Here is a 19,832-nt window from a genome sequence, read left to right as displayed (position 1 = left end):
CACCACGAAGCTAGTTTGCGTCGGAGGATGTGGAATGGCGGGCCATAGGGCGGCAGCTACCTCGCACCTCGACCGCCAGAGTCCGTCATACCTTCGGGCCTACGCCGGGCATCGACAACCCTTTGCAACTCGTCGATCGTTGCTTGTTCTGCCCGAGTCGCCCCGTGCGCCAAGACGCTTCGCGCAAGGGCAACGATATTCAGCGCTGCATATAAAAACAGGACACAAAGTGCAACGAAAATAACCTTCTCGGCAGGAGGAGGCAAGGACTTCACGGCGGCTCGATACACCACGGACAGAATCACGACGAAGACTTGAACGCCAATATTGATCAGGAAGGGCGCAAGGAACGCCCTAGTACCGTTCGGCGACTTCTCAAGGAGAAGCAGGTACCGGTCCGAAAGCAGTGCGATCACAAGAGCAAAGCCAGCGAAGATGACCCCAACCAAAGCCGAGCCAAGGGTGAGAATGTCACCTGCCGTAGCGATTCGGACCTCAAGGGACGCCTTCAGAACCAAAAGGACACCGCCAGCGCCGCCGAGGAGTACGGCTAGCAGCCCCTCCAAGCCGACCAACTGACCAACTGACATCCTCGCTAGGTTTCGCCAGAATCCGAAATCCCCACGCCCAAAACTCATTGCCGCCGCCTATCCCGAATCATGCCGAGCATGATCCCCAGGACTTGCATCCAGTTCGATGGTAGCTCGTCGGTTCGCTCGTGGGCCGACCTCTCACGCTGGTCATATCTCGTGTCATGCCTCCCTCGCCGCCCGTCGGCGACGACGTAACCGAAGGCATTGGTACCCATCGCGAGGAAGGCACGAACCTGGGCGTCTTCTTCAAGATCCTGAAGCCCTACTTCGACGTTGGCCGCCTCCATGATCTCTTTCAGGAGCCTGGCCTTGCGTTGCTGCATCCGGTCCCATACTGGTTCGAACTCAGGCAATGCATCGGGGTTCGGAAGCTTGGCGACCATCGTGATCCGCTGGACTGAGTCCACCGATCGAAGCCAACTCAAGAAATCCTGCTCATCAAGAATCGGCTCCACGGCCCATTCAGTGGATGCGGCCTCTCTTCCCTCTTCACCTCGACGGAGAAGACTCTCAAAGACCTGCGCGACAGTGGTGGGAGCAAAAGAAGGATGCTGCAGGACGCCTAGTATGCGACTCCCTCCATCGATAACGAAGGGTGCACGCGCTGATACTTCACGACCCTCGACGAGGTCTTCCCAGCGCATTTCTTCCTCGTTGTAGTGGTCGGCAGCCCTAAAGTCAGTCCGCACCCATCCGATCTGACCGAATAACGCATCCTCATCGGGAGTGATCTCCCTGTTCCCTAATCTCCACTCTCGCTTGTTGCGACGCCCCGTCACTTCCGGCACCCCGAACTGCAACACTTCGACAAGGTGGTCCATAAACAATTCGGGTTGATACGCAAATAGCGACGGCTCCGGGAGTGGCCGACGGTTAATGCGATATAGCAAAACTACGCCGGACCTCTCCGCAAACCACGGTTCCGGCAAGTTCTCCCCAGGAACGTCACTCATCCCCACCCCATCTGTTACAGGCCGTGAGGAGACTCTATTAGGGACTAGACGTTATGCATAGACCCTGCCACCAGCAGCGAGTCAACGCCTCGGCGGCTATCTGAACGATCAGCGCCCCTCTGACTTGAACCGCACTGCCGAATTGGCCTCTTCTAATCAAGGCGGCCGCGCCGGCACGGCCCCGGCCTGCTGGCGACCTCCGACCGGGCATCGGCCGGGCCGGCCGGCCACACACGAGACGACCAAGACCCAGAAGACCTCGGGGCTCCGCCCCGAACCCGGCCCTCCTCAGAGATGCCACCTCGGATCCCCTCGTCGGGCACCACAAGGGCTACCAGCCTCCCGGACGGGGCCAAAGTCGTTCGTCCGGTAGGGCGCTCCACCTTGTCCCCGTCCGGGAGGCTGGACGGTCTACGACAGCCCGACGAGGAGATCCGCCAGACTCACTCGACAGTCTGAACACCTGACTGCTTCTCCTCAGCGGCGAGCGCTTCGAGCGCGGATCGAGAGACCCACTGTTCGCAGATCCAAAGAACCCCCGTTCGTCCACCGCTGCCCCAATCCCCCGCAATCGGTCCGCAGCATTCTTGGGGCTCGGTTCCTTAGCCAGCGGGGTAGGGGTCACTAGCGCCGACCGGTGCACGCTGACGGCCGTGAGGTATTCGCCAGCCTTGCTCTGCAACGGCCCAAGGCAGGCCTTGTCCCGCCTTGCTTGGCTTTCGTTCGGCCAATACGGTCGTCTCTTGGAGACGAACACGTCCACGTCTACGACGTAGAGGTGCCGCTCAGGTGGCCAAATCAAGCCAGCGAAGTCCCTGGCCTTGACCTGCGCCGGCGCGGGGGCCGAAGGCACCCCAGGGATGAAGAGGTCGTAGGGAAACCGAAGCCGGAGAACGTGCGTGTCCTCCTCGGACACCGCGTGGCCGCTGAACCACCGGGGGAGCCAGCCGGGCGTGGCAACAGTAAGGACGTCCGACTCCCCATCGTCCTTCTGGAAGGAGGGGTCATATCCGACCTTGAAACCAGGGCCCGTCTCCGTGTGCCTGTCATCGGGGCCATGCAGGCTCATCTTAAGCGCCGCCAGATTGGCGTCCCGGGCCTTCAAGTAGAAGGAGGTTGGCCCCACCAGAGCCGCCAGGCATAGCTACAGATCCCTGTCTGTCGGCTACCAACGCGCAGAAGTAGATGGCACCCTTGCCCCGAGGGCCGCCTGGAAGCATGCCGAGGGCCCCGCTGAGGTCGGCCGAACTGCCCGCACTGTCCATGTCGCACCCCTTCGTACCTATGCATTAAGGCCACACGAAGGATGCCTCCAGCACCAAGCCGTGCCACCCGATTCCAACGACGTTCCGCTAACGCTGATGCCATTCCCCAGACTCGGGATCGAAGTACATCAGCTGCTGCCGCTCAGGAGACGACTCAACAGGACCTCGCGGGCCCCGGGCTGCATCGATGGCGGCGTTCATAGTTCCGAGAGCGAGCTTCAGCACCTCCGGATCCTCGGTCCGAAGTTGAGCAGTCGCCCTGAAGTTATCGCCGCCGCTGATGTCGAACTCAAGAGCGGGCGGAGGAATCTGGATGGCCGGCTCTTGACGGACCAGCGCGGCCTTCTTCACCTGGAATCGCAGGAGCAGCAGCTTCAGCCCGTCCCAGATGGCGGACGCCGCCAAGTTCGGACCCAGCGCAGCGAGAACAGGTGCGGCGACCTCCACGATGATCCTCGCGGGAGGCAGCGCCGATAACTGAAATAGATGGCTCCCTCGAACGCCGAAATCTCGGCTCATGAGACGAAGCGCGGCCGTTAGATCTTGCGGCGGAAACCAGCCCAGGTCCGCTGACACTCGAAGCGCTACCTTCGGCTGCGCCGGCCAATGCTCCTCAGCGAGGTCCATTCGGCCACCGACGGAGAACCCCCCAACCTCACCGAGGGCCGTCCACTCCGCCTCGTCTGCCTCGCCCTCAACCCATAACCCGACTCCACCCTTCGGCGTGGGCCGCATCTCCGCCTTGACGTTGCGGGTTCGTATTGGCAGGAGGCCGTCATGGTGACCGGTCATGGCTTGGCTGCCGTCGTTGAGCCGTTCCATGAGGTCCCGCAGCGACTGCTCAGGAAGGCTGATGCCACCGTAGGCGTCCAGGGGATCCGTAGTGGCCACGAAGCCGCCGAAGTTCACCCAAGCCACGCGTACCCCCTTCGTGCCCGCTACGTGCCCGATTGGCAGGTTCACGAGGGACAACCGTGGTCAACATTGGCACGAGACGACGAAGGCCCCTGACTCGCGTTTCCGCAGTTCAGAGGCCTCGTCATTGCCTGGTGGCGGGTAGAGGATTCGAACCTCTGAAGCTTTCGCGACGGATTTACAGTCCGCTCCCATTGGCCGCTCGGGCAACCCGCCAGGGCACCCCACCGCGTCGTAACGCGGCGGCGGAAGCAAGGATAGCGGCTCCCCCCGGTACCGGCGCAACCGGGTACGGTCAGGGGGTCGTGCCGCTGGTCGGCGGCCGACGGCAGGCCCAGACCGCCGGACAGCAGGAGCAGAAACATGGCAGCGAACCCGTCGTTCGACATCGTGAGCAAGGTTGACCGTCAAGAGGTCGACAACGCCCTCCGGCAGGCGGTTAAGGAGCTCGCGACTCGGTTCGACTTCCGCGGCACCGGGGCGGAGATCTCCTGGTCTGGCGACGAGGCGATCGGCCTTCAGGCAGAGACCGAGGAGCGTGTGCGCGCCGCACTGGACGTGTTCAAGGAGAAGCTCGTCAAGCGGAACATCTCGCTGAAGGCGCTGGACGCGGGCGAGCCACGCCCGTCGGGCAAGATTTTCAAGATTGACTGCAAGGTCGTCCAGGGCATCGAGGCCGACAAGGCCAAGGCCATCAGCAAGAAGATCCGCGACGAGGGCCCGAAGGGCGTGCAGGCGCAGATCCAGGGTGACCAGTTGCGGGTCACCGGCAAGAAGAGGGACGACCTCCAGGCGGTCATCTCGCTGCTCAAGGGCGAGGACTTCGGCGTCGCCCTGCAGTTCGACAACTACCGGTAGGGCAACCGCTCCACCGCAGGTCGCTGGCTCACCTGGGCCCCGCGGCCTGCGCAGATGTCGTCGCCACTGGTCATCGTTGGCTGGCTTTGTTCGGCCTCCGGCGGCCTGGCGGCGGCCCCACAACCTCCGACTAAGGCCTGTTGTCATAAGAGCTGGCCGGCCTGCGGCGGGCCCCGGACGACGACCGGCGGCGTTGCGGTTCCGCCCGGATACAACACCGGTATCGGACCGAGACCGCGCCTTGCCGGATCGCCGCCCGGACCCCGCCTCGGCACGACCGCCCTGATGAAACAGGCCTTAACCGCGACGATCTGGCCTGGCCTCACGTACCCACGCGTCGAAGTCGTCGACGGTGCGCGCTCCGTGGTCGAGCACCGCCGTGTAGATGTCCCAGCTTCGCACCTGTTGGCCGTACTCCGCTCGACCTGCCCACGCGTCTTTGATCGTCAGGATCGCCGCGCGGCTCGCGGTGGTCAGTCGTTGCGGCAGCGTCCGCAGGTGCTCCAGGTCGGGCTGGCGGTCTGGCTCGTCGACGAACCAGATGTCGACCGACCACATCTCGCCGAGCTGGCTGGCGCACTGCACTTTCAGGTACAGGCCGTCGGGATAGGTAGGGTCGATGTTCCAGCGACCGGTGTCGTTGCGGAAGGTCACCTCACGTACGCGCTGATGTGTCGCGATCCGCGCGCCTGTCGTTGCCACAGCCTCGGCGTCGAGCCGGGTCGAGACCACGGTGAGGTCGAGGTCGCGCCACACCATCAGGCCGAGCGCGGCGCTGCCGACGCAGACAACCTCGCCGTGGGCGGAGAGGTGGGCGTCCAGACCGAGGTCTGCACGCACCTCCAGCGCCTCACGCTGTAGCTCGTCCTGTCGGCGCAGCAGCTCGCTTGTTCGCATCCGGGCGATGATGCCAGCCATCGCCGAGCGAGATACCGGCTGAGTTCGCAGTTCCTTGATGTCGGGGCATCTTCGCGCTCGCGATAGCCCGACATCAAGGAAGCCGAGTGGATCAAGCCGAGCGGGGGCACGCCCGACCCGAGACAGGCAGGCAGGCGCGAGAGCGTCAGACCGGGACGAGGGCTTCGGCGCGTACCGCTGTGGTTTCGGCGCGGGCGATGGGCCCGGCGGGCAGGGCCGCGACCCCGGCGCCGACGGCGACGGCCGCCCCGGCGAACAGGAACGCCCACCGGACGCCGCCGGCGTGATCCACGATCAGGCCGGCCACCGAGCCGCCGGCGGCGCTCGCCGCTACCGCGACGGTGACCACCCACGTGTACGCCTCGTTCAGCATGCCGGCCGGGGCGATGCGGCCGACCAGGGTGTTCTCCAGGGTCAGCGCGGGCGCGATGGTGGCTCCGCCGACGACCAGGGCGACGCCCAGCGCCAGCGGGGTGGGCATCACCGCGAACACGGCGAAGGTGGCGGCCAACGCGGCGAGCAGCAGGGCGAACTGTCGGGTCATGTTGACCGCCGGCTTGCGGACGCCGAACCAGAACCCGCCGATGGCGCTGCCGATCCCCCAGACGGCCAAAAGGAGGCCGGCCAGGCTCTCCGGGTCGCCCGTGGTGTGGCCGCTGGCGAACGCGGGGACGATCACCCCGGCGGCGCCGAAGGCGATGCCCAGTCCGGCTACGCAGATCAGCAGGGCGGGAAAGCCGGCGACCCGCAGCGGGCCGAGCCCTCGGGCGTGGTGCTCGCGGGGGTGCGGCTGCCAACCGCGCATCACCCGGCCGAGGGCCACGGCGGTGGTGCCGACAAGGGTGACGACGGCGGCACCGATCAGCGCGGCCGCCGCGTCGGCGATGAGCACGAAGGCGGCGACGAGCAGTGGGCCGAGCACGAAGACGATTTCGAACAGCGAGGTCTCGGCCGCGAGCGCCGTGTTGCGCAGGGGGTACCGGCCGGATCCGGGGTTGGTCAGGTCGTTCCAGGCGCCACGGATGGCGGCGGTGAGCGGCGGGTAGGTGGCGCCGGCCACGGCGCTGGCGAGGTAGATGATGAGCAGGGCGTCGTCGCCCGAGCGGCTGGCCAGCAGCAGCCCGATGAGCGCCATCGGGTGGGTCACGGCGGTGACCAGCAGGACGGGGCTGGGGCCGACCCGGTCGGCGATCCGCCCGGCCACCGGGCTGAGGGCGGCACCGGCGACGGCGTAGATCCCGCCCGCGACGGCGGCCAGCGCGTACCGCCCGGTCACCTGCTCGACCACCAGCAGCAGCGCCAGCGGGGTCATGCCGATGCCGAGCCGCCCGACGATGCCGAGGATCAGCAGCATCGGGGCGCCGGGAATCCGCCAGACGCCCAGGTACTGACGCAGCGCGGTCACCGTGAACCTCCCGGGGATGTAATGAGCGTGAGCCGTTACGACCCTAACGCCACCGAAGTGCCGTCCGACAACCGAAATACAGCGCTCCGCCCGTACCCGGGGTGCGCGGGTACGGGCGGAGGCGGTGGATCAGCGGGTCAGCGTTGGAACTGCACCGGCCCCGCGTTGGCGGCCATCTGCTCGAGCCGCGCGACGCGGTCCTCCATCTTCGGGTGGGTGGAGAAGAGCGCGGCCATGCCGCCACCCCGGAACGGGTTGGCGATCATGAGGTGGGCGGTGCTGGTGAGCTGGCCCTGAGCCGGCAACGGCCGACGGCGGGCCACCGCGTCGATCTTGCGCAGCGCGCTCGCCAGGGCCAGCGGGTCACGGCTCAACTCCGCGCCCGAGGCGTCCGCCTGGAACTCGCGGCTCCGGCTGATCGCCAACTGGATCACGGTCGCCGCGATCGGGCCGAGGATCAGGGTGAGCAACAGCACGGCCGGGTTCGGCCGGTCCTCGTCGTCCCCACCACCGAGCGGGATGAAGAAGGCGAGGTTGGCGAGCAGGGTGATGATGCTGGCCAGACCTGCCGCCACGCTGGAGATCAGGATGTCCCGGTTGTAGACGTGCGACAGCTCGTGCCCGATCACACCGCGCAGCTCGCGGTAGTCGAGGATCTCGGTGATGCCCTGGGTCACGCAGACCGCCGCGTGCTGCGGGTTACGACCCGTGGCGAACGCGTTCGGTTGCGCGGTCGGGCTGACGTACAGGCGCGGCATCGGCTGCCGGGCGTCGGTCGCCAACTCCCGCACCATCCGGTACAGGTCGGGGAACTGTGCCTCGGTGACCGGTTGCGCACCCATCGAGCGCAGTGCGAGCTTGTCGGAGTAGAAGTAGGTGACGCCGTTCATGACAAGTGAGATGAGGACGGCGATGACCAGGCCGCCACTGCCACCGAACCCGTAGCCCACCGCGAGGATCAGCGCGGAGAGCAGGCCGAGCAGTGCGGCGGTCTTCAGACGGTTGTGGTGCACGATCTCTCCTTCGGTGCACGGATCGCCGGGATCCGCTGACCGGTGCAACAACCCGGTACCCGCCAACCATCCGTCTCAACGCTGAGAGTTCACTGAGACTGGAATCCGCAGGTCAGCGGCCCGCGAGGTCGAGCACCAACTGCGGGGCGACACCCAGCACCACGGCGGCCACCGTCGTCACCGCCAGCACCACGGCCACCACACCCACCAGGGGTACGGCGACCGCACCGCCCCCGGCTGTCGCCGCGACCGGGCCGGGCTCCGTCGTCACCGGCGCCCAGAGCGCGGCGGTCACCCGCAGGTAGTACGCCAGCCCGATCACCGAGTTCAGCGCCACCACGAGCGCCAGCCACGCCGCCCCACCGTCCAGCAGGGCCCGCACCACTGTCACCTTCGCGAACAGGCCGGCCAGACCGGGCGGCAGGCCGGCCAGACCCACGAGCGCGAGACCGAGCGCCGCGCCCCGCCACGGGTGCCGGCGGGCCGCCCCGCGCAGGTCGTCGAGCGTGCCGCCGTCCGCACCGGTCGGGCGCAACGCGGTCACCCCGGCGAACGCGGCCAGCTCCAACACCACGAAGAAGACGGCGTACGCCACCGCGGCGGCGTACGCGGCGGAGCGTGCCTCGTCCGTGCGGCCGGCGGCCAGCGCCAGCGCCCCCAGCGGGGCGAGGATGTAGCCGGCCTGCGCGACGGACGACCAGGCGAGCAACCGGACGGTACGCCGCTGGCGCAGCGCGACCAGGTTGCCGACGGTCATGGTGAGCACCGCGAGCACGGCGAGCACCGGGCCGGTCTGCTCCGCCGGCAGCGCCTGCCGCACCACGGCGAGCAGCGCGACGAGGCCACCCAACTTCGACGCCGTCGACAGGTACGCGGCCACCGGCAGCGGCGCCCCGTCGTAGGTGGCCGGCGCCCAGGCGTGGAACGGCACCGCCGCCACCTTGAACGCCAACCCGACAAGCAGCAACGCCACCGCTGCGGTGGTCAGCGGCAGGTCCCGCACCTCCGGCCGCTCGGCGAGCAGCGCGCCGAGCCGGTCCAGGTGCAGCCCGCCGGTCACCGCGTACAGCAGCGCCGCGCCGAGCAGCGTGATGGTGGTCGCGACCACGCTGACCACGAAGAAGGTGAGTGCCGCCTCGGCGCTGGCGAGGCTGCCCCGACGCAGGCCGACGAGCACGTACAGCGGCAGGGTCAACGTCTCCAGGGCGACGATCAGCGTGATCAGGTCGCCGGCCGCGCCGAGCACCACACCACCGGTCATCGAGCAGGCCAGCAGGAAGCAGTACTCCCCCACCGGCGACCGTCCGCCCCGCAGCGCCGGCACGGACAGCCCGAGCACGCCCAGGGTCAGCAGCGCCACCACCGCGCCGACCAGAGCGGCCCGACCGCCGAAGACCCAGGAGCAGTCGCCGCCGACACAGAACGTCCGCCGCTCTCCGGCCGCTCCGACCAGGGTGGCGGCGACCGCGGTGCCGAGCGCGCCGAGCGCCGCCACCACGATCGTGGCCCGTGGTCGCACCAGGAGCAGGTCGGTGATGAGCACGAGTACGGCGGTGCCGGCGGCCAGGTAGGCCGGGAGCAGCGCGACGTTGTCCACGCTCTGCACGCCGGTCATGGGAAGACCACCCCGATCAGGTCGTTCACGGGACCCTCGGCCACGCCGAGCACCAGCGTCGGCACCAACCCGATGGCCAACGCGAGCAGCACCAGCGGCACCCAGGCGGTCAGCTCCGCACCGGCCAGGCCGGGACCGACCCGCCCGACGGCGGCACTCGGCCGATTGTGGGTGACCTGGCGCAGCAACCGCAGGAAGTACGCGGCGGTGAGCGCCGCACCGGCAGCCGCCAGCACCCCGAGGGTGGTCCAGAGCGGGCCGCCCACCTGCACGGCGGCGATCACCGCGAACGCCTCGCCCCAGAAGCCGGCCAACCCGGGCAGGCCCAGCGACGCGATCGCCGCGAACGCCAGCAGACCCGCCAACCGGGGTGCGGTCTCCCGCAACCCGGACAACTCGGCGAGCGTGCCCGTGCCGGTCCGGTCCTTCACCGCCCCGGCCAGGAAGAACAGCAGGCCGGTGATCACGCCGTGCGCGACGTTGCCGATCAACGCCGCCTGGATGCCAACGGTGGTCAACGTGGCCACACCCAGCAGCACGAAGCCCATGTGCCCCACGCTGGAATACGCGATCAGCCGCTTCACGTCGGTCTGCGCCAGACAGACGAGGGAACCGACCAGGATCGCGGCGACGGCCAGCACGCCGAGCACCGGCGCCGCCCACCGGGCGCCCTCCGGCGCCACCCCCACCGCAACCCGGATCAGACCGTAGGTGCCCATCTTCAGCAGCACCCCGGCCAACACGACACTGCCCACCGTCGGGGCCTGGGTGTGCGCGTCGGGCAGCCAGGAGTGCAGCGGCCACAGCGGGCTCTTCACCGCGAACGCCACCGCGAACAGCGTGAACGCCGCCAACTGGGTGCCCCTGGACATCCCCGCGCCGCCGGTCAACCACATCAGATCGGCGGTGCCGGTGGCCGCGACCACGACGTACACGCCGACCAGCAGCAGCACCGAACCGAACAGGGTGTAGAGCGCGAACTTGCGGGCCGCCCGACGCCGGTCCGCGCCGCCCCAGCCGGCGATGATCGCGTACATCGGCAGCAGGACGACCTCGAAGAAGAGGAAGAACAGCACCAGGTTCAGGGCGAGGAAGGTGCCCAGGATGCCCACCTCGACCACCAACAGCAACGCGACCAACGCCCGGCCACTGCCGCCGTCCGGCACCCGCCACAGCGTGTACGCGCAGCAGAGCAGCGTGAGCAGCGCGGTCAACACCACAAGCGGCCAGGAGATCCCGTCGACGCCGAGGTGGAGACGCAACTCCAGACCTGGCACCCAGGGCCGATCCAGGTAGTGCCACGGGAACACCGCCGGCTCGCCCGACCAGACCACCCACTGCAGACGGCCGAACACCAGCCCCACCGCGGCCACCAGGGTCAGCGCCGCCGCGACCGTCCCGACCAGCCGGGCCGCCCGGTCCCGGGGTGTCGCCACCACCGCGACCGCACCCAGCGCCGGCACCGCCAGCACGGTAACCAGCAACACCTGCCCAACCCTCACCGGACCGCCTTCGTTCGCGACTGCGGGGCGCGCAACCCCGGCGCACTCCTGGCGCTCACAAGCCCCGCCGCTGTTCGCGACTGCGGGGCGCGCAACCCCGGCGCACTCCTCGCGCTCACAAGCCCCGCCGCTGTTCGCGACTGCGGGGCGCGCAACCCCGGCGCACTCCTCGCGCTCACCGGACCACTCCGATCGCGGCGGCGGCGAGCCCGATCAGCAGCGCGCCGGCCAACACACCGGCGGCGGCCCGGGGCAGCGCCGCCCGGTGCAAAGCGGCCAGCCCCGTACCCAGACCGGTCGCGGCCCGGCCGCTGCCCTCGACGGCACCGTCCACCACCACCTCGTCACCGAGGCGGGTGACGCGGGCCAACGCGCGGACGGGGCGTACGACGAGAGTGTGCTGGACGTCGTCGAGCCGGAACGCGCGGGCGAAGACCGGCCGCAGCGGACCCAGCGCGGCCGCCGGGTCGGCGGCCGGGTTCCGACGCCAGCCCAGCGTGACGAGCCCCGCGCCGACCAGCAGCAACGCGAGCGGCAGCAGCACTCCCGACCCGACATGGACCAGGCCGTCCTCGGAGCCCGCCACCGGCACCGTCGGAAACCGCAGGCGGTCGGCGAACGCGCCGACGAACCCGACCAGGCCGAGCAGCGCGGCCGGCACGGTCAGCAGCAGCACCGGCCAACGCAGCACCGCGGGCGGGTCGTGCGGCCGGACCAGCGGCAGGCGTGGGGCGCCGAAGAAGGCGCGGAGCAACAGCCGGCCCGCGTACCAGGCGGTGATCGCCACGCCGAGCAGGCCGGCGATCCAGACGATCCAGCCCACCCAGGACGGTGCCGGGCCGGTGCCGTCCAGCGCGGCGGCCTCGGCCACCGTCAGGACGCCGTCCTTGCTCCAGAACCCGGCCAACGGCGGCACCCCGGCCAGCGCGCCCAGGCCCACCACCGTGCACCAGAACGTCACAGGCATGCCGCGCCGCAGCCCGCCCATCTCCGACATCAGGGTGGTGCCCACGGCGTGGATCACCGCGCCGGCGGCGAGGAACAGCAACGCCTTGAACGCGGCGTGGGTGAGCAGGTGGAACAGCGCCGCCGCCGGTGAGCCGACCGCCAGCGCGCCGGTCATGTAGCCCAACTGGGACACCGTCGACCAGGCCAGCACCCGCTTGATGTCGTCCTGCGCGGTGGCGGCGAGCGCGCCCAGCAGCAGGGTGATCGCGCCGAGCACCCCCAGCACCGTCAGCGTCACCGGCGCGGCCGTGAAGATCGGATAGAGGCGGGTCACGGCGTACACCCCGGCGGCGACCATCGTCGCCGCGTGGATCAGCGCGGAGATCGGCGTCGGGCCGGCCATCGCGTCCGGCAGCCAGGTGTGCAGCGGGAACTGTGCGCTCTTGCCAGCCACCCCGGCGAGCAGCAGCAGACCGGCGGCGGTCAACGTCGCCGTGGAGTGGTCGTGGGCGAGCACGTCGGCGATCCGGAAACTGCCCGTCGACACGCCCAGCAACGCGATGCCGAGCAGGAACCCGACGTCACCGACCCGGGTCACCAGGAAGGCCTTCATGGCGGCGGCGGGGGCGCCGGGCAGTCGGCGGTCGTGGGCGATGAGGAGGTACGAGCAGAGGCCCATCACCTCCCAGCCGACCAACAGCATGATCAGGTCACCGGCGACCACCACCAGCAGCATGGCGCCGGTGAAGAGGCTGATCTGCGCGGCGTACGGCGGGTAGCGGTGGTCGACGTCGACGTCGTCGTGCGGACCGCGCCGCAGGTAACCGATCGAGTAGACCTGCACGGCCAGCGCGACAGCGGTGACCGCCACCGCGACAAGCGCGGCGGCCCCATCCAGCCGTACGCCGAGCGTCACCGCCAGCCCGCCGACGTCGATCCAGGTGGTCGACGTCTCCGTCGGCCTGTCGACGGTGAGCAGCAGCGCGACGGCCAGCGCCAACGCGACGGCCGCGCCGGTGACGCCGAGCGCCACGGCAACCTGTCGCGCCCGGCCACCCGTCGTGTCGCTGTGGCGTGGAGCCGGTGGCAACAGCAGGCCGGCCAGGCCGGCGACAAGCGGTACGGCGGGCAGCAGCGCCCCGAGCAGCCCGGTCACCGGCGAGCCTCCGTGTCCAGGGCGGCCGGCTCTCGCCCGCCGACAATCTGCGCCGGCTCTCGCCCGCCGACGGTCTGCGCCGGCTCGGTCAACGGCACGTCATCCACCGCGACGGTGGCCCGCAGCCGGTAGAGCTGCAGGACGATGGCCAGCCCCACCCCGATCTCGGCGGCGGCGAGGACGATCACGAACAGCGCGAAGACCTGCCCGGAGTGCGGCAGCAGGGCGCGGGCGGTGGTGTCGGCGGTGACCAGGATCAGGTTCACCGCGTTGAGCATCAACTCGACAGACATCAGCACCAGCACCGCGTTGCGCCGGCGCAACACGCCGTAGACGCCGAGGCCGAACAGCAGGGCGGCGGTGACGTACGGGATGACCGGCCTCACCGGCGCCCCCCGGGCGAGCTGTCGGCCAGGTCAGCTCCCCGGCCGTCGCGGTGCGGGCCAGCTCGGCCGATGTCCGGCCGGGACAGCACGATCGCGCCCACCAGGGCGGACAGCAGCAGCACCGAGAGCACCTCGAACGGCAGCACCCAGGACTGGAAGATCTGCTCACCCAGCCGCTCGGCGGTGCCCGCGGCGGGCAGCGCGACGGTGCTCCAGCGGTACGCGTCGACGAGCAGGACGGTCAGCCCCAGCCCGGCGCCGCCACCGATCAGGGCGGCCGGCCAGCCGGGCCGGTCCAGGTCGTCGGAAGCGCCGATCGGCGCCCGGGTCAGCATCACCGCGAACAGCAGCAGGACCACCACCGCGCCCACGTAGATCAACACCTGCACCCAGGCCACCAGCTCAGCGCTGAGCACCAGGAAGTCACCGGCCAGCGCACCCAGGCACACCACCAGGTAGAGCCCCGCCCGGACCAGGTGCTTCGTGGTCACCACCAGCACTCCGGCACCGACCGCCACCGCGCCGAGAGCGAGCAGCAGCACGTCCGCGCCGGTCACCGGCCCGCCTCTCCGACCCGGGCAGACTCTCCGACCCGGCCAGCCTCTCCGCCTCGGGCGGTCACGACGCGGGGTCCTGGTCGGCGTCGGGGCGTACCGAAGGGGCCGGACGCGCGGCAGCGGCCTTGCGGGCCGCGGCGGTCTCCTCCTTGGCCGGCTCCCCGTTCGGGTCGTGCGCGGGCGGCGCGGGAACTGTGGCCATCCACTGACCGAGGTGGTCCTTGTCGTGCAGCAGGTCCTTGATGTCGTACTCGGCGTACTCGAATTCGGGTGACCAGTAGAGCGCGTCGAACGGGCAGACCTCGATGCAGATGCCGCAGTACATGCAGAGCGAGAAGTCGATGTCGAACTTGTCGAGCACGTTGCGCTGGCGGGGGCGGGCGGCGCCGGGCACCACCACTTCCTCCTTGTGCGAGTCGATGTAGATGCACCAGTCCGGACACTCCCGGGCACAGAGCATGCAGACCGTGCAGTTCTCCTCCGACAGCGCGATCACGCCACGCGAACGGGGCGGCAGGTCGGGGGCCACGTCCGGGTACTGCTGGGTGGTCGAGCGGCTGGTCATCGTCTTGAGCGTGACCGCCAGCCCCTTTACCAGGCCCGCGCCGGGCAGGCCGCGCGCGCCGGTGGCGCCGGCCGGGTCGCCGTGCTCGCTGGGGTGGGTCATGCCGACCATCCTGCCCTGTGGCCCCGGCGCGCGCGACCACCACCCACAGGTCGACGACGGTACCGTGGTCGTGGGGACAACGAACGCACCTGGAAGGACCTGCCATGACCGCCGCGCTGCAGAGCGACTACCCGCCCGAGAGCGGGTGGACGACTGATGACCTGGATGCGCTGCCCGAGGATGGTCGCCGCCGGGAACTGCTCGATGGAGTGCTGCTGATGTCCCCCTCCCCCACCCGTACCCACCAGAGCATCGCGATGCGTCTCGGTGCCGCGCTCGACGAAGACTGCCCCGACGGCTACGACGTTCGTCGACACCGGCGAGCCCTTTCCGATCAATCTGCCGATCAGCCGGATTACGCCCCGGGCCCGCTGACGGCCGGCGGGAGCATCTCGACGCCGAGCTGTTGCAGCAACTGGAACAACTCGGTGCAGCCCCACACCTCGACGATCCGGCCCGTCGGGTCGAAGCGCAGGAACGTCGCCCCGGAGTAGCTGACCACCTGCCCGGTCGGCGGTACCGGCCCGAACTGCCCGGCGTGCGTGCCGGCGGCCCGCCAGTGCACGGCCACCCGCTCGCCGGCCGCCACCACGTCCACGATCTTGTAGCGCAGGTCCGGGAAGGCCGCCCGCCGCTCCCGGTGCCCGGCCAGCGTCGCCTCCGGCCCGGTGCCGCCCAGCCCCGGGCACTCCTCGGCGACCAACTCGTACGCGGACTCCTCCCGGCGCGCGTTCCACACGTCGGTGATGAACCGCCGGGCCGCCGCCTGCACATCCGTCATGCCGGCAGGGTAACCGGGCCGTCCGGCCCCGAGACGGGCCAGGTTGCGCCGCACCCCACGGCCGGGCCGAAGATCAGCGAGGATGGGACGGAGGCGGGCAACGGACCGGAGGATGACGTGGGCGAGGAAACAGGCGGAAAGTACGTCGAGCCGGGTGGCGAGTTCACCCGCGACCAGCGGTACATCGCCACCCGGATCACCGAGGACGGGCGCGACGGATACCCGGTGGAGCCGGGCCGGTACCGACTGGCGGTCAGCCGGGCCTGCCCGTGGGCCAACCGTCTGATCATCGTGCGTCGACTGCTCGGCCTCGAGGACTCCATCTCGATGGCGGTGGCCGGCCCGACCCACGACGCCCGGAGCTGGACCTTCGACCTCGATCCGGGTGGCCGGGACCCGGTGCTCGGCATCGAACGCATCCAGGAGGCGTACTTCAAGCGCTTCCCCGGCTACGAGCGCGGCATCACCGTCCCGGCGATCGTCGACGTGCCGACCGGGCAGGTGGTGACGAACGACTACGCGCAGATGAGCCTCGACCTCTCCACCCAGTGGCGGGCGTACCACCGTCAGGGCGCCCCGCAGCTCTATCCCGAGCACCTGCGGGCGCAGATCGACGAGGTCAACGACGTGGTCTTCCGGGACGTCAACAACGGCGTCTACCGGTGCGGGTTCGCCGGCAACCAGGAGGCGTACGACAAGGCGTACCACCGGCTCTTCGACCGGCTGGACTGGTTGACCGAGCGGCTGACCGACCAGCGCTTCCTGGTCGGCGACACCATCACCGAGGCCGACGTGCGGCTGTTCACGACGCTGGTCCGCTTCGACCCGGTCTATCACGGCCACTTCAAGTGCAACCGGCAGAAGCTCAGCGAGATGCCGGTGCTGTGGGCGTACGCCCGGGACCTGTTCCAGACCCCCGGCTTCGGCGACACCATCGACTTCGACCACATCAAGCGGCACTACTACGAGGTGCACCGCGACATCAACCCGACGGGGATCGTGCCGCTCGGCCCCGACCTGTCCAACTGGGTCACCCCGCACGGTCGGGAGGCCCTGGGCGGTCGCCCCTTCGGCGACGGCACCCCGCCCCCACCCCCGACCGAGCCGGTAGACCCGGCCCACACCCCGCTGCGCTAACCGGAACATCCCGGCCCCCTCATTCGCGCCGATCTTGCACTTCCTGTCGTCGAGATGCCCCATTTGGCAACTTTCGTCGGAGCAGAAAGTGCAAGATCGACGCGGGAGTGAGGGCAGGGAGTGAGGGCAGGGAGTGAGGGCAGGGAGTGAGGGCAGGGGTGGGGCGGGCTGTTACAGGGCTACGCGGACGGCGGCTGTGAGGACCAGTTGTGCGAGGGACGCCGGTACCAGCACCAGCCAGCACAGGCGCTGGAGCTGGTCCTCACGGAGCCGGGGGTAGGACACCCGCAGCCAAATGATCACGAAGGACACCGCGAAGATCTTGAGCAGCGTCCAGAGCCAGCCCAGCTGATCGTCGGCGAACGGCCCCTGCCAGCCACCGAGGAACAGCACGGTGGTCAGCGCGGCGATGACCACGATGCCGACGTACTCGGCGAGCAGGAAGAACGCGAAGCGCAGACCCGTGTATTCGGTCATGTAGCCGAAGACCAGCTCCGAGTCCGCCACCGGCATGTCGAACGGCGGCCGGCGGATCTCGGCCAGCCCGGCGACGAAGAAGACGATCATCGCGGGCGCCTGCCAGAGCAACCACCACGGCTGCCACGCCTCGACGATGCCGGAGAGGCTGAGCGTGCCGGCCGCCATCGCCACCGAGGCGGCGGCCAGCACCAGCGGCAGCTCGTAACCGAGCAACTGGGCGGCCCCGCGCAGCCCACCGAGCAGGCTGTACTTGTTTGCCGACGCCCACGCCGACATGAGCACCGCCACCACACCGACACCGACCACGGCCAGCACGAAGAACAGGCCGATGTCCAACGGTTGCCCGACCAGGTCGTTCGGGCCGAGCGGGATGACCAGCAGCACCAGCAGGTAGGGCACCAGCGCCACCGCCGGGGCCAGCCGGAACACCGCCCGATCGGCCTCGCGCGGGGTCACGTCCTCCTTCTGCACGAACTTGACCCCGTCCGCGACCAACTGGGCCCAGCCGTGGAAGCCACCCGCGTACATCGGGCCGAGCCGGCCCTGCATGTGCGCCATCACCTTGTGCTCGGCCTGGCCGACGAGCAACGGCAGGGTGAGGAACGCGACGAGCACGCCACCCACCCGCAGCACCAGCTCCACCCAGAGCGGCATCAGGTCGTACCCCCGTCGTCGTCGGTGCGGCCGTCGCGGGCCGCCGGGTCCGCGACCGGACCCGACCCCGGCTGATCGGCCGAGCCCGGCCCGCCGGCGGGCGCGGGCGTCGCGGGCGCGGCCGGGCCGTCGGCGGGCGCGGGCCGCGTGGATGCGGCCGGGTCGCTGTCGCCAGCGGCGGACCTGGGGGTACGCGTCGGACGGGTCCCCGGAGCGGGCCGCGCCGGACGCTCACCGGCCGGGCGGGCCGGGGTGCCGCCACGCGGGCCCTCCCCCACGCCACCGGCGCCGGCCGGGGTGGGTGTGGTCCCCCACTCGCCCGGAGCGGGTACGCCCGGCGGGCGGATCGGCCGGCGTCCACCGCCGGCCTCGGACTCGCCCGGTTCCTTCGCGCCCGGCCAGGGCTTCGCGACCCGGGAGGCGAGCACGAACTCCTTCCGGAGTGGGTGCCCCTCGAACTCCGGCGGCAGCAGCAGTGGCAGCAGGTCACCGTGGCCGGCGAAGCCGATGCCGAACATCTCGTGTGTCTCCCGCTCGTGCCAGGCGGCACCCGGGTAGACGTCGACCACCGAGGCGACCGTGGCCGCGTCGCGCGGCAGCCGGGTCCGCAGCAGCACACCGTGGCGCAGCCGCGTCGACCAGAGGTGCGCCACCACGTCGAAGCCGTCGGTCAACTCGTCGACCGCGGAGAGCCAGTCGAAGAAGTCGCAGGCCAACGCCTCGTCGTCGCGGGCGGCCCGAACAGCGGTCAGCCAGCTCTCCGGCGGGACGTCCACGGTGGCGCGGGCGAACCGTTGCCCGCCGGAGACCGACGGGGTCGCCGCAACCGGCGCGAGCAGCGCGACCAGCCGAGCGCCGAGGGCTTCGGGAGTCATGTGGCTGATCCTAGTGCCGGCCGGGTGCGCGCCTGGCCACCGCCGAGGCCCGGTGATCTGCCGGCTTTGCGAGCGGCGCAGCCCTCGGCGGGGAAAGATGAGCACGTGCGCGCTGTGACTGTGAGACCCGGAGTCGCCAACTCGCTGAGCCTCGTCGAGGATCAGCCGGAGCCGGCTGCCGAGGAGGGCTCGGTGCTTGTCGAGGCACTGGCGGTAGGGATCTGCGGCACGGACCACGAGATCATCGCCGGTCAGTACGGCGAAGCGCCGCCGGGCGCGGACCGCCTGGTCATCGGGCACGAGTCGCTGGGCCGGGTGATCGAGGACTCCAGCGGCACGCTGCAACCGGGTGACCTGGTGGCCGGGATCGTTCGGCATCCCGACCCGGTCCCCTGCCCCAACTGCGCGGTCGGCGAGTGGGACATGTGCCGCAACGGTCTGTACACCGAACACGGCATCAAGGCGCTACCCGGGTTCGCCCGCGACCGGTGGCGGATCGAACCCCGGTTCGCGGTCGGGCTCGACCCGGCGCTGGCCCAGGTCGGCGTGCTGTTGGAGCCGACGAGCGTGGTGGCGAAGGCCTGGGACCACATCGAGCGGATCGGGCACCGGGCCGAGTGGCAGCCGCAGACCGTACTGGTGACCGGGGCCGGGCCGATCGGGCTGCTGGCCGCCCTGCTCGGCACCCAGCGCGGGCTCTCCGTGCACGTGTTGGACCGGGCCACCGACGGGCCGAAGCCGGAGCTGGTCGCCGGGCTCGGGGCCACCTACCACACGGTGCCGGTCAACGACCTGCCCTTCGAACCGGACGTGGTGATCGAGTGCACCGGCGCACCCACGGTGGTCCTCGACGTCATGTGCAAGGCGGGCCCGACCGGCATCGTCTGCCTGGCCGGGGTGTCCAGCGGCGGTCGGAGCATCGACTTCGACGCCGGTGCGCTCAACCGGGCGTTGGTGCTGGAGAACAACGTGGTCTTCGGCTCGGTGAACGCCAACCGGCGGCACTGGAACATGGCGGCGCAGGCGCTGGCCCGCGCCGACCAGGTGTGGTTGGAGTCGCTGATCACCCGTCGGGTGCCGGCCAACAGGTACGCCGACGCGTACACCGCCGGGCCGGACGACATCAAGGTGGTGTTGGAGTTCGCCTCCTGAGT

At 70.0% G+C, this 19,832-nt stretch carries 17 protein-coding genes, 1 tRNA gene and 1 pseudogene; 3 read left to right on the top strand and 16 right to left on the bottom strand.

The genetic code is table 11. The features are described from left to right. Positions 1 to 56: 56 nt before the first annotated feature. The 4 genes from ACGFH8_RS22645 to ACGFH8_RS22630 form a co-directional block, all read right to left on the bottom strand. Entirely contained in the window at positions 57 to 590 is a 534-nt protein-coding gene (locus tag ACGFH8_RS22645) for a hypothetical protein (protein ID WP_393370196.1), read from the bottom strand. A gap of 44 nt (positions 591 to 634) precedes the next feature. Further along, a complete protein-coding gene (locus ACGFH8_RS22640) occupies positions 635 to 1,546 on the bottom strand; it encodes a hypothetical protein (RefSeq protein ID WP_393370193.1) in 912 nt (303 codons plus the stop codon). 1,352 nt (positions 1,547 to 2,898) lie between these two features. Beyond that, positions 2,899 to 3,729: a hypothetical protein gene (locus ACGFH8_RS22635; protein ID WP_393370191.1), complete on the bottom strand. Its 831-nt coding sequence runs from the start codon at positions 3,727 to 3,729 to the stop codon at positions 2,899 to 2,901. Between the two features lie 129 nt (positions 3,730 to 3,858). Continuing rightward, positions 3,859 to 3,942: transfer RNA gene (locus tag ACGFH8_RS22630), tRNA-Tyr, on the bottom strand. Positions 3,943 to 4,089: 147 nt separating this feature from the next. On the opposite strand from ACGFH8_RS22630, the gene ACGFH8_RS22625 reads away from it, so the two are divergent. After that, the gene (locus tag ACGFH8_RS22625; RefSeq protein ID WP_393370188.1) at positions 4,090 to 4,584 is read left to right on the top strand and encodes a YajQ family cyclic di-GMP-binding protein; all 495 of its coding nucleotides are present in this window, start codon (positions 4,090 to 4,092) and stop codon (positions 4,582 to 4,584) included. 297 nt (positions 4,585 to 4,881) lie between these two features. Here ACGFH8_RS22625 and ACGFH8_RS22620 read toward each other — a convergent pair whose 3' ends face one another. From ACGFH8_RS22620 to ACGFH8_RS22575, 10 genes are all read right to left on the bottom strand, one after another. Beyond that, positions 4,882 to 5,481, bottom strand: coding sequence for a hypothetical protein (locus ACGFH8_RS22620; RefSeq protein WP_393370186.1), 600 nt, complete (start codon positions 5,479 to 5,481; stop codon positions 4,882 to 4,884). Positions 5,482 to 5,647: 166 nt separating this feature from the next. Next, on the bottom strand, positions 5,648 to 6,907 hold the full coding sequence (locus ACGFH8_RS22615; RefSeq protein WP_393370184.1) for an MFS transporter: 1,260 nt from the start codon (positions 6,905 to 6,907) through the stop codon (positions 5,648 to 5,650). Positions 6,908 to 7,044: 137 nt separating this feature from the next. Further along, positions 7,045 to 7,920, bottom strand: coding sequence for a zinc metalloprotease HtpX (htpX, locus tag ACGFH8_RS22610; protein ID WP_393370181.1), 876 nt, complete (start codon positions 7,918 to 7,920; stop codon positions 7,045 to 7,047). A 112-nt stretch (positions 7,921 to 8,032) separates the two neighbouring features. Continuing rightward, positions 8,033 to 9,535, bottom strand: coding sequence for an NADH-quinone oxidoreductase subunit N (locus ACGFH8_RS22605; protein ID WP_393370179.1), 1,503 nt, complete (start codon positions 9,533 to 9,535; stop codon positions 8,033 to 8,035). After that, complete coding sequence (locus tag ACGFH8_RS22600) at positions 9,532 to 11,037, bottom strand: NuoM family protein (RefSeq protein ID WP_393370176.1); 1,506 nt, start codon at positions 11,035 to 11,037, stop codon at positions 9,532 to 9,534. The genes ACGFH8_RS22605 and ACGFH8_RS22600 overlap by 4 nt, the downstream gene beginning before the upstream one ends. Positions 11,038 to 11,212: 175 nt before the next feature. Continuing rightward, complete coding sequence (locus ACGFH8_RS22595; RefSeq protein ID WP_393370173.1) at positions 11,213 to 13,141, bottom strand: NADH-quinone oxidoreductase subunit L; 1,929 nt, start codon at positions 13,139 to 13,141, stop codon at positions 11,213 to 11,215. Beyond that, positions 13,138 to 13,527, bottom strand: coding sequence for an NADH-quinone oxidoreductase subunit NuoK (gene nuoK, locus ACGFH8_RS22590; protein WP_393370171.1), 390 nt, complete (start codon positions 13,525 to 13,527; stop codon positions 13,138 to 13,140). Before nuoK ends, ACGFH8_RS22595 begins: the two co-directional genes overlap by 4 nt. After that, positions 13,524 to 14,084 carry an NADH-quinone oxidoreductase subunit J gene (locus ACGFH8_RS22585; protein ID WP_393370168.1) on the bottom strand — a complete coding sequence of 187 codons (561 nt, stop codon included), beginning with the start codon at positions 14,082 to 14,084 and terminating at the stop codon, positions 13,524 to 13,526. The genes nuoK and ACGFH8_RS22585 overlap by 4 nt, the downstream gene beginning before the upstream one ends. Before the next feature lie 61 nt (positions 14,085 to 14,145). Further along, positions 14,146 to 14,760: a NuoI/complex I 23 kDa subunit family protein gene (locus ACGFH8_RS22580; RefSeq protein WP_393370165.1), complete on the bottom strand. Its 615-nt coding sequence runs from the start codon at positions 14,758 to 14,760 to the stop codon at positions 14,146 to 14,148. A gap of 346 nt (positions 14,761 to 15,106) precedes the next feature. After that, positions 15,107 to 15,532 (bottom strand): ester cyclase, encoded by a 426-nt coding sequence (locus ACGFH8_RS22575; RefSeq protein WP_393370163.1) that lies wholly within the window; start codon positions 15,530 to 15,532, stop codon positions 15,107 to 15,109. Between the two features lie 72 nt (positions 15,533 to 15,604). Between ACGFH8_RS22575 and ACGFH8_RS22570 the strand changes: the two genes are divergently transcribed. Then, positions 15,605 to 16,669 (top strand): glutathione S-transferase family protein, encoded by a 1,065-nt coding sequence (locus tag ACGFH8_RS22570; RefSeq protein ID WP_393370463.1) that lies wholly within the window; start codon positions 15,605 to 15,607, stop codon positions 16,667 to 16,669. 171 nt (positions 16,670 to 16,840) lie between these two features. On the opposite strand, the gene ACGFH8_RS22565 is transcribed toward ACGFH8_RS22570, so the two are convergent. Continuing rightward, positions 16,841 to 17,803, bottom strand: coding sequence for a complex I subunit 1 family protein (locus ACGFH8_RS22565; protein ID WP_357807644.1), 963 nt, complete (start codon positions 17,801 to 17,803; stop codon positions 16,841 to 16,843). Positions 17,804 to 18,081: 278 nt separating this feature from the next. Further along, positions 18,082 to 18,678 (bottom strand): annotated as a pseudogene (locus tag ACGFH8_RS22560) (NADH-quinone oxidoreductase subunit C); the annotation flags it as partial. Between the two features lie 105 nt (positions 18,679 to 18,783). Here ACGFH8_RS22560 and ACGFH8_RS22555 point away from each other — a divergent pair. Further along, a complete protein-coding gene (locus ACGFH8_RS22555) occupies positions 18,784 to 19,830 on the top strand; it encodes a glucose 1-dehydrogenase (RefSeq protein WP_393370160.1) in 1,047 nt (348 codons plus the stop codon). The last annotated feature ends 2 nt before the right edge of the window (positions 19,831 to 19,832 follow it).

Origin of the sequence: Micromonospora sp. NPDC049175, from assembly GCF_043197345.1 — a bacterium.
In the GTDB taxonomy this organism is placed as follows: Bacteria; Actinomycetota; Actinomycetes; order Mycobacteriales; family Micromonosporaceae; genus Micromonospora.
Note: the sequence above shows the minus strand (reverse complement) of the source record. Positions and strands in the feature narration are given on the sequence as shown.